Origin of the sequence: Exiguobacterium sp. SL-10 (genome assembly GCF_004337025.1) — a bacterium.
Classification (GTDB): domain Bacteria; phylum Bacillota; class Bacilli; order Exiguobacteriales; family Exiguobacteriaceae; genus Exiguobacterium.
Genome location: NZ_SJUP01000001.1, coordinates 554999 through 567739, shown reverse-complemented (window position 1 = coordinate 567739; position 12741 = coordinate 554999). Strand labels below are relative to the sequence as shown.

Here is a 12741-nt window from a genome sequence, read left to right as displayed (position 1 = left end):
ATGACATGTAATGGGTCGTAAATGGAACAACATTAAAGAGAAAAAAGCGTCAAAAGACGCCAATACGAGTCGCATCTATGCGAAGTTCGGCCGTGAAATCTACGTAGTCGCCCGTCAAGGGGAACCAGATCCAGAATCAAACCAAGCGCTCAAGTTCGTCGTCGAACGAGCGAAGACGTACAACGTCCCGCGCGCCATCATCGACCGCGCCATCGACAAAGCGAAGGGCGGCGACGAAGAGAACTTCGACGAGCTCCGCTATGAAGGGTTCGGACCGAACGGCTCGATGCTCATCGTGGACACGCTCACGAACAACGTCAACCGGACGGCGTCTGAAGTCCGCGCCGCTTTCGGTAAAAACGGCGGCAACATGGGTGTCAGCGGGTCGGTCGCTTACATGTTCGACGCGACGGCCGTCATCGGTGTCAACGGCATGTCTGCTGACGACGTACTCGAACTCATGATGGAGCATGACCTCGACGTCCGTGATGTCATCGAAGAAGATGAGACGGTGATCGTCTATGCGGAACCAGAAGCGTTCCATGCCGTCCAGACTGCCTTCAAAGCAGCAGGCATCGAGACGTTTGAAGTCGCCGAGTTGACGATGCTGCCACAAAACGAGATTGCCCTCGACGACGAGTCGAAAGAACAGTTTGAAAAACTGCTCGACGTTCTCGAAGATCTCGAAGACGTACGCCAGGTATACCATAACGTTGAAGGATGACGAACGAGCGATAACTTTTCGGAGTTATCGCTTTTTTTTGAACAATCGATTTGACAACCCGAAAAACCTATGTTAAATTTCAAAAGTCTTTATCATATTAAAGTGATAACAAGAGAAAGAGTTTTGAAAGAAAGGTGTTGGAAATGATGAATGCTGTCTTATTAGCTGTTATCGTATTATTCGCTCTCGCGATCAGTCGGGTTCACATCGTCTTGTCGCTCATCCTCGCCGCAATCGTCGGCGGTCTCGTCGGAGGACTCGGTTTCAACGACACGTTGACCGCCTTTAGTGACGGACTTGGCGGAGGGGCAACCATCGCCCTCAGTTACGCGCTACTCGGCGCGTTCGCCGTCGGTTTGTCAAAAACCGGGCTACCCGATGTCCTCGCCGAGAAGTTGATCGGCATGTCCGGTCGCGACGTCACCGGGAAGAGCGTGGCGCGCGTCAAGGCGTTATTGCTATCGTTCTTATTATTGCTTGCCATCAGTTCGCAGAACGCTTTACCGATTCACATCGCGTTCATCCCGATTGTCATCCCGCCGCTCCTCGTGCTCTTTAACGAGTTGAAGCTCGACCGTCGTCTCGTGGCGACGATCCTTACGTTCGGTCTCGTCACGCCGTATATGTTACTTCCGGTCGGATTCGGCGGCATTTACTTGAATGAGATTTTGCTACCAAACGTGGAAACGAACGGCATGGCCGTCGGTGATGTCAATATTGTCAGCATCATGGCCATCCCAGCCCTCGGGATGCTCGTCGGTCTCGTCACCGCCTTCTTCCACTACCGGAAGCCGCGGACGTACGATACGATTCAACTCGGGCCAACCGATTACGAGATTCGGACGTTGAGCCCGCTCAAAATCTGGCTCACAGCTGCCGTCGTCCTCGTCGTGCTCGTCGTTCAACTTCAGACCGAATCGATGATCGCATCGGCCGTCACAGGACTCATCTTGTTGACGCTGCTTCGCCTCATCCCTTGGTCAGAGGCAGACGACATCTTCACGAGCGGGATGCGCATGATGGCTTTCATCGGCTTCGTCATGATTGCAGCGAGCGGTTTCGCCGCCGTCATTCGCGCGACCGGTGCCATCGACCCGCTCGTCAGTGGCGCTAGCGGTATCATGGGCGACTCACAATTCGTCGCCGCACTCGTCATGCTCCTCGTCGGACTCGTGATCACGCTAGGTATCGGTTCGAGTTTCTCGACGATTCCAATCATCGCGGCCATCTTCGTCCCGCTTTGCATCCAATACGGATTCTCGGTCGAGGCGACAATCGCCATTATCGGAACGGCCGGTGCACTCGGTGACGCTGGTAGCCCGGCGAGTGACTCGACGCTCGGACCGACGAGCGGATTGAATGCAGACGGTCAACACGACCACTTGCGTGAGACGGTGTGGCCGACGTTCCTCCACTACAACATCCCGCTCATCGTCTTCGGCTTGATCGCCGCCATGGTGTTGTAATCACTTCCGATTGCGCCGTGCGTAAATCGTGCCGAGCAAGACGAGTACGAATAAAAACCAAATCCCGGTATACATGAGGATTTCTATAATCATCTCTGATTCCTCCTAAATATCCATGTAAAAAAGGAGCGACGATTTCGTCGCTCCTTTTCATGATGAAGTTTTTAGCTGGTGTTGACAAGTATTCAAGTATCCGTCGACGGTATCCGCGACTTCTCGGCCTTCTCGGATCGCCCAAACAATCAAACTTTGTCCCCGTCTCGCATCCCCTGCGACAAACACACCCTCGACGTTCGACGTATAGTCATGGTTCGCCTCGATACCGACTTTCCGGAGCTCTCGCTCCGGTCGTTCGAATCCAATGGCGACGAGCACAAGATCGGCTGGATACGTCTTGACCGAACCGTCGACGACGAAGAACGTCGCCTGTCCGTCCGGTTTGACGATTTTCTCCATCCGCTCCGTCTCAATCCCGACGACACGGTCCCCTTCTTTAATGACCCGGTTCGACCGAATCAAATACGTGCGAGGATCGTGGTCGAAATGCTCGATGGCTTCCGCATAGGCGTAATCGGTCGACAACGTGTCCGGCTGAAGTGGCCATGGCCGCTCTGGCGCCCGGAACATACCTTTCTCCGGATGCTTCCCGAATTGGGTCACCGACTTGGCTCCTTGACGAATCGCTGTCGCCACGCAGTCCGCTCCCGTGTCCCCGCCACCGATGACGATGACGTCTTTCCCGTTCGCGTCGTATCGAGCGTCGAGCGATTTCCCTCCGAGCACTCGCGTCGATTCCGTCAAATAATCCATCGCCGGCTCGACGCCTGTGGCATCATCCCCATCGATGCCGAGCGTCCGTTGTTTCTGTGCGCCCGTCGCGAGAATGACGGCATCGTACGTGTGACGGAGTGACTCGATCGTCACATCGGTCCCGACGTTGACGCCCGTCTTGAAGCGAATCCCTTCTGCCTCGAGTAGCCGTACGCGACGCCGGACGACATCCTTCTCAAGCTTCATGTTCGGGATGCCATAGAACAACAGGCCGCCCGCCTCATCCGCTTTCTCATAAATTGTGACCGCATGGCCGAGCTGGTTCAATTGATCGGCTGCCGCGAGTCCGGCCGGCCCGCTGCCGATGATGGCGACACGGTGTCCGGTCCGTTTCTTGACATGGCGTGGCTTGACCCACCCTTCCTCGAACGCGCGGTCGATGATCGTCCGTTCGATCGATTTGATCGCGACCGGATCCTCGCTGATGCCGAGCGTACACGACCCTTCACACGGGGCCGGACAGACACGCCCCGTAAACTCTGGGAAGTTGTTCGTCTCCATCAATCGTTCGTAGGCCCGATACCAATCTTGATCCGAGACGAGCTTATTCCATTCGGGAATCAAGTTGTGGATCGGACAGCCGATCGTCTCTTGACCGATCATGTCCCCGACGTGACAGAACGGGGTGCCGCAATCCATGCAACGCTCGGCTTGTTTGACGATTGGTCCGTCTTCCATCCGTGAAGCATATTCACTGTAATCATGAATCCGTTCGAGGACGGAACGTTCTGGCAATGTCTCCCGTGGGATATCGATAAATTTATGTCTCATGCTCCCCCTCCTTCAGTCACGACGCGGAATAGTTCGAGGGCGCGGTCCGCGTCACTCAACTCCGGACGCGTCGCCTCGATGTGACGCATGACGTCAAGTACGTTTGCATAGTCACGCGGTACGACTTTGACGAAGCGTTTTCGTTCTTGCTCAAACGCCTCAAGTACAGCTCTCGCTTTCACACTGTCCGTATGGAACTGGTGCATCTCGAGCAACGCGTAAATCTGTTCGGCATCTTCATCGGTCAACTCTCGATCAATCGAGACGAGCTCTTCGTTGACAAGTTGTTCGTACGCCTGGTCCCCGTAAAGGTAGGCGACTCCGCCCGACATCCCGGCCCCGAAGTTACGACCGACCGTTCCGAGCACGACGACCGTCCCACCGGTCATGTACTCACAACCGTGATCGCCGACCCCTTCAGTCACCGCAACGGCACCGGAGTTCCGGACGGCAAATCGTTCCCCGACATGACCGTTGAAGAACGCCATCCCAGAAGTCGCGCCGTAAAGACAGACGTTACCGGCGATGACTTGTTCACTCTCTTCGAACGGGGCGTGTTTCTCAGCGATAACGGCGAGTTTCCCGCCGCTCAAGCCTTTTCCGACGTAATCGTTCGCGTCGCCGATGACCGAGATGGTGATCCCGCTCGGCAAGAACGCCCCTAAACTTTGACCGGCCGACCCGCTGAGACGAAGTGAAATCGTATCCTCGGCAAGACCGACATTGCCATGCACTTTCGTCACTTCATGCCCGAGCATCGTCCCGACGGCACGATCCGTGTTGCGGACGCGACCGACGAAGAACGTCGGTTGGAGAGACTTGATCGATCGCGACACAGCTGGGATCAACTTCCGGTGGTCGTACGACTGATAGGCCGGATGCGGCAGCTCTTCTTTTTCTGGCAACGCTGTCGGAATCGATAACATCGGGGCCAAATCAAGTGTTCTCGCTTTCGGATGTTCTTGTTTCCATACGCTTTCCTCTAACAAGTCCGTCCGGCCGATGACGTCACGGAGCGATTTCGCGCCGAGCGAGGCTAAAATCTCTCGCACGTCTTCGGCGAGGAACGTCATCAAGTTGACGACGTGTTCGGGTTTGCCCATGAACTTCGCGCGCAAGGCCGGGTCTTGTGTGGCGACACCGACCGGACACGTGTCGAGGTGACACGCCCGCATCATGATACAACCGAGCACGACGAGCGGTGCCGTCGCGAACGCGTATTCTTCGGCCCCGAAGATGGCGGCGAGGACGATATCACGCCCGGTCATGAGCTTACCGTCGGTCTCGAGCGTGACGCGGCCCCGGAGTCCGTTCAACGCGAGCGTCTGGTGCGTCTCGAGCAGACCGAGCTCCCATGGGAGTCCCGTATGTTTGATTGATGTCCGAGGTGACGCCCCGGTTCCTCCGTCATAGCCACTGATGACAATCGTGTCGGCGTTCGCTTTGGCGACACCGGCCGCAATCGTCCCGACGCCTGATTTCGAGACGAGTTTGACGCTGATTTTCGCGTTCGGATTGACGTGCTTCAAATCAAAGATCAGCTGCGCCAAATCTTCAATCGAATAGATGTCGTGGTGCGGCGGTGGCGAGATGAGTCCGACACCTGGGACTGAGCCGCGCACTTCGGCGACCCATGGATATACTTTGTTCCCTGGCAATTGTCCACCCTCACCCGGCTTCGCACCTTGCGCCATCTTGATTTGAATTTCATCAGCATGATACAAATATTCGGCCGTCACACCGAAACGTCCACTTGCGACTTGCTTGATGCGACTGACGCGTTCACTGCCGTCCTCATCAGGGGTGAACCGATTCCGGTCCTCCCCGCCTTCTCCTGAGTTGCTCTTGCCGCCGATTTGGTTCATGGCGATGGCGAGCGTCTCGTGCGCCTCTTTCGACAAGGATCCGAACGACATTGCTCCCGTTTTGAAGCGGCTGACGATCGAAGTGACCGACTCGACTTCATCAATCGAAATCGCATCTTGTTGTTTGAACGCGAACAATTGACGTAAGAATTGGCCTGACGACTCGTGGAGTTTGACGTAAGCGTCATAATACCGGCGCTCGTTCTCGCGGCAGGCCCGCTGGAGCAAATGAATCGTCTTCGGGTTAAAGGCATGCTCTTCCCCATCAGCTCGCCACTGGAAATCGGCTCCGGCCTCGAGCGGTCGTTCCCGCTCATAGGCAGCTTCATGCTGGCGGCGCGACTCTTCTTCGAGTTCAGTGAAACCGACACCGGACAACTGTGATGTCGTCCCGCGGAAATGGCGTTCGATCAAGGCACGGTCAATGCCGACCGCCTCAAAGATTTGGGCCCCACGATAACTTTGTACGGTCGAGATCCCCATCTTCGACATGATCTTGACGATGCCATCGACCGATGCCGTCTGATAGCGGCGAACGGCTTCTGTGAACGAGTATGGCAGTTGACCGGCCTCGACCGCCTCGGCAATCGTCGCATAGGCGAGATACGGATAGACGGCGTCAGCGCCGTATCCAATCAAGGCGGCCGCTTGGTGCACTTCACGCACTTCGCCACTCTCAGCGACGAGACTGCACGACGCGCGAAGGTTGACGCGAATCAAATGTTGGTGGACGGCGCTCAAGACGAGGAGCGACGGCATCGCCAGCAGGTTTTCGTTCATGCTTCGGTCTGACAAGATGATGACTTCAGCCCCATCGCGGACGAGCCCTTCGACACGTTCGAACAATGTCTCAAGGGCAGCCTCGAGGTCGTGTTCGTATGTCGTCTCGACCCGTTCGACGCGAAGCGTCTCGTTCACTTGTTCGACCGCGGCCGCATCAAGGAACGGATGTTTGAGCCAAACGCGACGCGCATGACCGCGACCGGTGTGGACCGGGTTCGCGAGTGGTCCGAGCCACGTGAACGTGGCCGTGACGATTTTCTCACGCAATGCATCGATTGGCGGGTTCGTGACTTGGGCGAAGTGCTGTTTGAAGTAATGGAACAATGAGCGTGGCCGTTCAGACAAGACCGCGACCGGTTGGTCATGACCCATCGAACCAATCGGGTCTTTCTTCTCAAGGATGAGTGGGACGAGATATTGTTCGATATCTTCTTTCGTGTAACCGAACGCCCGCTGTTTTTGATGAAGTTCGGCGACGAGCGGCTCTTCGACAGGAGACTCTTCAAGCTTAGTCATCTGTTTCAGCCATTTCCCATACGGCTCGGCGCGCGCGATCGTCTGTTTGATTTCCGCATCCGGAATGAGGCGTTTCGACTCCAAGTCGATCAATAGGAGCTGGCCTGGGCGAAGTCGCTGTTTCGACTTCACATTCTCGGCTTGCACGGGAATGACGCCGCTCTCTGACGAAAGAATGAGCTCGCCATCAAGCGTTTCGATGTAACGCATCGGTCGCAGTCCGTTCCGATCCAAGATGGCGCCGATTTGACGTCCGTCCGTGAAGACGACGCCCGTCGGTCCGTCCCATGGTTCCATGATGGACGAATGATATTGGTAGAAGTCTTTTTTGAACGGGTCCATCGATACCTCGGCAAACGGTTCTGGAATCAGCATCATCGCCGTATGAGCGATGGAACGTCCGGTCCGTGTGAAGAATTCGAAGGCGTTGTCGAGCATCGATGAGTCGCTGCCCGTCTCTTGAAGGACTGGGAACAGTTGATTCACGTCCTCGAACAAATCGGTCGATGTCACGCCTTCGCGCGCTCGCATCGCGTCGATATTGCCGCGGAGTGTGTTAATTTCTCCGTTGTGCACAATCATGCGGTTCGGATGGGCCCGCTCCCATGATGGGAACGTGTTCGTCGAGAAGCGAGAATGGACGATACCGAACGTGCTCTTATAGGCCGGCGCCTGTAAGTCGAGATAAAACCGCTCGATCTGTTCAGGCGTCAGCATCCCTTTATAGACGATCGTCTTCGTCGATAGGCTTGGCATGTATAGATTCAAGTCCTCGGTCTTCTCGATCGTACGTCTGAGTTGGTAAAGTGTCCGCTCGTTCGAGTCGTAGTCTGCGAATGGACAAGAAACGAACCATTGATAAATCGTCGGCTGTGTCACCCGGGCGTGTTCCCCAATAGCCAAACTGTCGACCGGGACCTCACGCCAGGCGATGGTCGCAAAGTCAAACTCATCGGCAATCGCTTCCATCTGCCGTTGCTTTTCTTGCAGCTTTGTTTCGTCAGGTTGGAAAAAGACCATCCCGACCGCGTAGCGACCTGGCGTCGGCAAGTTCATCGTCTCAAGGAACAGCTCGTGGGGTAGCTCGGTCATAATCCCCGCACCGTCTCCCGCATCGATGACGCCTTGTCCACCCCGGTGCTCAAGTTTACAGAGCATCGAGAGCGATTTACTGACAATGTCGTGTTTCTTCTCTCCGTTTAGGTTGACATATAGCCCAATGCCACATGCGTCTTTTTCGAATCGTGAATCGTACAAGCCTGTTCGCTTCATCGAATCAACCCCTCTCTCTCGATCTTGTTTCGTAAATTTTATTTTGTTCTAAATATTCTGATAAATCAAGAGGGTTGTATACTATTATGCATAATTCAATTAGCATAGTTTATTTTTGTAAGCGTATACATTAGCTTTAACAAGCTATTTTTAAAAACATGTTATAATGCATAAAGAATATTTATCCATAAAATATATTAATATATAGGTTCATACGAACATAAAAATAATCAAAAAAAACGGTAGTCCTAGAGGGCTACCGTTTCTGCTTTCGATATTATTCAACCGTTTTTCGTGAGTGATGCAAGAACGCCCGCGGCTTTTTCCAAATGATTAATCCGACATAACCGAGGGTGAGCAAAATCAGAGCACTGACGAGGACGACGTAGAGCGTCGCGTTGTCGATTCGCGCGAAGATGGCGATGTACGCCCAGACAAAGACGAGCGGATAGATGAAGTCACGATGCCACCACATGAAGACGAGTGCGAGGACAACCCCGACCATGAGCATGAGCGACGTCCAAGCCAGTTCGTCGAGCCCGAGCAACGTGGTGACTTGTTCTCGGTTCATGACGACGAACACGTTGACGATCGTCGCGACGGACACCCAGCCGATATAAATCGAGAACGGGAACCGGTCGAGCCAACTTGTCGACGTCCGGAAGGCGATGTAATAGAGCCAGGCGAGCGTCGCGAGAAATGCGACCATGACGACGAGCGAGGCGATGAACCACTCGTTCGTGAACGTGAGCAACCAGAGACCGTTCAAGATACACGAGACGAGAAAACCCGCTTTCATCCGATTCGCCTGTCGGTTCGCAACCGATCCTTTTTTTAGTTGTAAGACGAGCCAGACGGCGATCGCGATATAAATCACGCCCCAAATCGAGAACGCGTAGCCGGCCGGTTTGAAGTAAATGTCGATTCGGTCCGACACTGCCGCATTTTCACCACTCGCAAAGTAGTTGATGACGACCGTCGCCAAAAACGCCAGCCAGTTGATTAAAGGCCATTTTGATAAGTCCATAAGTAGGATCCTCCGAAGAAGACCTGACACCTCCTTTTTTAGCATAGTTTTCTATACCCATGTGCCAACGCTCATACACATCTGGACTAGCTTATAGGCGAATCTCTAGACATATAACAAAACGACCCCGGCGTTAGCCTGAGTCGTCTTGAAAAAGCGGTAATGTCACCGCATTCGGGATCGCCCACCTGAGTTCATGGACAATAGCCTCAATTGTTTAGAAGTCGATTTCATCCGGGTCCGGACCGAGGCGGTCATGCGTCGCCACGGCGTCGATTTTCGCCAAGTCGTCCGCATCGAGGGCAAAGTCGAACACATCGAAGTTCTCTTGAATCCGATGCGGCGTGACCGATTTCGGAAGCGCCACGTTCCCCGTGTCCAAATGCCAGCGAAGCACAACTTGTGCTGGCGTCTTGCCATGTTTCTCCGCGATTTCAGCGAAAGTCGGGATGTCGAGGAACTTGCCTTGCATGAGCGGACTCCATGCCTCGACTTGAATGCCCTCGTCTTGGCAGTATTCGACAAGATCCGGTTGCGGGAGTTGTGGGTGCAACTCGATTTGGTTGATGAACGGCGTCATGAGACCCGCATCTTTCAACGTTTCGAGATGGTGTTCTTTAAAGTTCGAGACACCGATGACTTTGATTTTCCCCGCTTCGTAAAGGTCGATCAAATCTTTCCATGCCTCGACGAACCCGTCGACTGGCCAGTGGAGGAGGCAGAGGTCCAAATAGTCTGTCTCGAGACGCGCGAGTGATTCGTCAAATGCCTCTTTCGTCCTGCGTTGACGGATGTCCTCATTCCAAATCTTCGATGTCAAAAAGATGTCGCCGCGAGCGACGCCTGATTCCTGAATCCCTTTGGCGACACCTTCTTCGTTCTTATAGACGGCTGCCGTATCGATATGGCGATATCCGACTTTGAGTGCCTCGGCGACAGCTTTTGGAGCCTCGGTCTCATTGTCAACTTGCCATACCCCAAATCCGATCATCGGAATTTTGACTCCGTTGCGTAACGTTGCGAGTTGCATACAATCATTCCCCTTTCCAAACTGTTCGAGCTGATTGTATCATACCCGTCTTCCTATTTCGAAAAACTAAATCGTCAAATCTTTTCGAGTGAAACGTCCATAAGACAACAGCATGGCGACGATGAGAAGTCCCCCCAACCAGATGAAAGAACGAAACGCTGACTCTCCTTGGATTTGAGCATTGGCGTCAAACAGCGAGAAGATGGATAGCGTATTTAGCCAATCGAGCTGGTCACTAAATCCTGAGAAGACGTTCGCCATCAAGAAGAGCGCGAAAATCCCACCCGTGACCATATAGGACCGTGTGCTGTCGTCGAACAGGCTTGCGAGCACATAGGCGAGCGCCCCGAGGACGACTAGAATCAGTCCTGCGTTCAACTGAAGCGTCCACAGTAAGCCGATGTCGATCTGTAAATCAAATAGGATGTTGGCGAGCATGAGACTGAGCCCGTTCAATCCGACGAGCATACCACTCGCGATCACAAGCAACACCATACTAGCCGTCACGTAACCGCCACGTGAAATCGGTGCGGCCAAATAAAGCATGACCTCACCCGAATCGACCGGTTTAGCCATGAGTCGTGAGGCGAACGTGAGCGTGAACAGGATGGCCAATACGTAAAAGATGAGCCCATAGTAATTGCCCGCGAGCAGATTGATGACGTTGTCCATCGCCAAGTTCGGGTCGATTTTAAACACTTCTAGCAACTCGGGTGGCAACGAATCCAACTTTCCTTCAATCAGCCCCGTCTCTTGGATGGACGGGAACACCGCCGCCAAAAAGAACAAGTAGAGGCTCGTCCCGAGCGAGTACCCAAGAATCCAGCTACGATTTTGTTTAAACAGTGCCGAGATGAGAACCATTTATTTCGCCTCCCCATAATATTGCATGAACAGATGCTCGAGTTCGTCCGTGCCGCTCGACAACGATTGGACTTCGTGACGGGCGAGTCGATGAATCAAGTCGTTCAACTCTTCGACCGTCGACAAAGTGACGGTGACGACCACACCGTCACGCGAACCGATTTCTTCGCTCAACCGCATTGCTGCCGCCTCGTCCTTCAATTCGATCCGATACGTCTTCTGACTATGCCGTTTTAACTCTGACATCTCCGCTTCGATAATCATCCGACCATCACGGATGAGTGCGGCCCGGTCACACGTCTTCTCCATCTCCGGGAAGTGGTGGGAACTCATCAAGACCGCCTTGCCCGCTGTTTTCTCAGCGATGACCCAATCGACGAGCCGTTCCTGCATGAGCGGGTCGAGTCCGCTCGTCGGTTCATCAAGAATATAAACCGGCACATCTTTCATGAAACACGTGACGATGGCAAGTTTTTGTTTCATTCCTTTCGACATCTTGCGCACTTTGAGCGATGTGTCGAAGGCGAACACGTCACGCAACGTCCGTTCGCGCTCCGCGCTCGTCACGTGCAATTTCCGGGTGAGGCGAATGACGTCTTCTCCGGTCATGTCTTGCGGATAATTAATCTCACCTGGTAAATAACCGACGAGCGCTTTCACCGTCTCACTCTCGTTCCAACAGTCGTGTCCCATGACGGTGGCTGTGCCAGCGTCGGCATGGAGCAACCCCATCAGATGACGAATCGTCGTCGATTTCCCCGCCCCGTTCGGTCCGATAAATCCGAACACGGTCCCCGGCTCGACGGTGAACGACACATCGAAGATACCGTGTGACGCATCGAAACGCTTCGTCAGTCCTTTAATTTGAATCATCGCTCTCACTCCTTAGTTTTGAAATTTATTATATATATGATTACAAAACTAGTATATCACGTTATTTTTTGAAATGGAAATGGTATATTGATTACAAAACATCAGAGAAGCGAGGGTCATCATGGATGGATTCACAAAACGAACTGAAACGAAACGACGAGCAATCTTAGACGCGGCCGTTCGACTGATGGCCACGAAACAGTCCCGTTTCACGGTGAGTGAGCTGGCACGCGCCGCCTCGGTCTCACCGGTATCGATTTATAATTATTTTGGCTCCAAAGAACAAGTGATCATCGTCGTCTTGACCGAGATGACGGAAGAACAGATGGGATGGATTGAGTCACAAATCGCTGACCATGTCCCGTTCGATCAATTGCTGATCGAGATTTTGTCTCGTAAAATCGAGACGGCAGCGCTGTTCGATGAGACGATCACTTCGATGATTCAAGCGGACCCATCATGGCAACAGTTGGCAGGACGAGGCTACGCCGCGTTCCGGCAACTGATTGAGTATGGGAAGACGAGCGGGGCCATTGACCCGGACTTATCGACCGATTCGTATCTTCGCTATGTCCAACTCGTACAGCAGGCGATTTTGTCCGATCCGTCATTCCCGTCAGGTGACATGAGCTCGTTGATGCAAGACTATTTTCATTTCTTCTTGAACGGCATCATGAGCCGTTGACGACAAACAAGCGACCACCGAAGAGGATGGTCGC

Annotated in this window: 9 protein-coding genes; 3 read left to right on the top strand and 6 right to left on the bottom strand. The window is 53.7% G+C overall.

Annotated elements, in window-relative coordinates; genetic code table 11:
• Positions 1-10: 10 nt before the first annotated feature.
• Positions 11-724: a YebC/PmpR family DNA-binding transcriptional regulator gene (locus EVJ33_RS02870; RefSeq protein ID WP_021067327.1), complete on the top strand. Its 714-nt coding sequence runs from the start codon at positions 11-13 to the stop codon at positions 722-724.
• 146 nt (positions 725-870) lie between these two features.
• A complete protein-coding gene (locus tag EVJ33_RS02865; RefSeq protein WP_131434245.1) occupies positions 871-2190 on the top strand; it encodes a Na+/H+ antiporter family protein in 1320 nt (439 codons plus the stop codon).
• Between the two features lie 150 nt (positions 2191-2340).
• Here EVJ33_RS02865 and EVJ33_RS02860 read toward each other — a convergent pair whose 3' ends face one another.
• The 6 genes from EVJ33_RS02860 to EVJ33_RS02835 all read right to left on the bottom strand — a co-directional run bounded on the left by EVJ33_RS02860 (position 2341) and on the right by EVJ33_RS02835 (position 12022).
• Positions 2341-3792, bottom strand: a complete 1452-nt coding sequence (locus tag EVJ33_RS02860; protein ID WP_131434243.1) for a glutamate synthase subunit beta — start codon at positions 3790-3792, stop codon at positions 2341-2343.
• A complete protein-coding gene (gltB, locus tag EVJ33_RS02855; protein WP_131434241.1) occupies positions 3789-8228 on the bottom strand; it encodes a glutamate synthase large subunit in 4440 nt (1479 codons plus the stop codon). Before gltB ends, EVJ33_RS02860 begins: the two co-directional genes overlap by 4 nt.
• Before the next feature lie 277 nt (positions 8229-8505).
• Complete coding sequence (locus EVJ33_RS02850; RefSeq protein ID WP_131434239.1) at positions 8506-9255, bottom strand: TspO/MBR family protein; 750 nt, start codon at positions 9253-9255, stop codon at positions 8506-8508.
• A 217-nt stretch (positions 9256-9472) separates the two neighbouring features.
• The gene (locus tag EVJ33_RS02845) at positions 9473-10285 is read right to left on the bottom strand and encodes an aldo/keto reductase (protein ID WP_131434237.1); all 813 of its coding nucleotides are present in this window, start codon (positions 10283-10285) and stop codon (positions 9473-9475) included.
• A gap of 66 nt (positions 10286-10351) precedes the next feature.
• Positions 10352-11149 (bottom strand): ABC transporter permease subunit, encoded by a 798-nt coding sequence (locus EVJ33_RS02840; protein WP_131434235.1) that lies wholly within the window; start codon positions 11147-11149, stop codon positions 10352-10354.
• Positions 11150-12022: an ABC transporter ATP-binding protein gene (locus EVJ33_RS02835; protein WP_131434233.1), complete on the bottom strand. Its 873-nt coding sequence runs from the start codon at positions 12020-12022 to the stop codon at positions 11150-11152.
• 121 nt (positions 12023-12143) lie between these two features.
• Between EVJ33_RS02835 and EVJ33_RS02830 the strand changes: the two genes are divergently transcribed.
• Positions 12144-12707 (top strand): TetR/AcrR family transcriptional regulator, encoded by a 564-nt coding sequence (locus tag EVJ33_RS02830; RefSeq protein ID WP_131434231.1) that lies wholly within the window; start codon positions 12144-12146, stop codon positions 12705-12707.
• The last annotated feature ends 34 nt before the right edge of the window (positions 12708-12741 follow it).

What these genes read in the sequence shown, in the direction of transcription:
- EVJ33_RS02835 (WP_131434233.1), bottom strand. Translation starts at nt 12,022, where the DNA reads ATGATTCAAATTAAAGGACTGACGAAGCGTTTCGATGCGTCACACGGT.
- EVJ33_RS02860 (WP_131434243.1), bottom strand. Translation starts at nt 3,792, where the DNA reads ATGAGACATAAATTTATCGATATCCCACGGGAGACATTGCCAGAACGT.
- EVJ33_RS02870 (WP_021067327.1), top strand. Translation starts at nt 11, where the DNA reads ATGGGTCGTAAATGGAACAACATTAAAGAGAAAAAAGCGTCAAAAGAC.
- EVJ33_RS02865 (WP_131434245.1), top strand. Translation starts at nt 871, where the DNA reads ATGAATGCTGTCTTATTAGCTGTTATCGTATTATTCGCTCTCGCGATC.
- EVJ33_RS02845 (WP_131434237.1), bottom strand. Translation starts at nt 10,285, where the DNA reads ATGCAACTCGCAACGTTACGCAACGGAGTCAAAATTCCGATGATCGGA.
- EVJ33_RS02850 (WP_131434239.1), bottom strand. Translation starts at nt 9,255, where the DNA reads ATGGACTTATCAAAATGGCCTTTAATCAACTGGCTGGCGTTTTTGGCG.
- EVJ33_RS02840 (WP_131434235.1), bottom strand. Translation starts at nt 11,149, where the DNA reads ATGGTTCTCATCTCGGCACTGTTTAAACAAAATCGTAGCTGGATTCTT.
- EVJ33_RS02830 (WP_131434231.1), top strand. Translation starts at nt 12,144, where the DNA reads ATGGATGGATTCACAAAACGAACTGAAACGAAACGACGAGCAATCTTA.
- gltB (WP_131434241.1), bottom strand. Translation starts at nt 8,228, where the DNA reads ATGAAGCGAACAGGCTTGTACGATTCACGATTCGAAAAAGACGCATGT.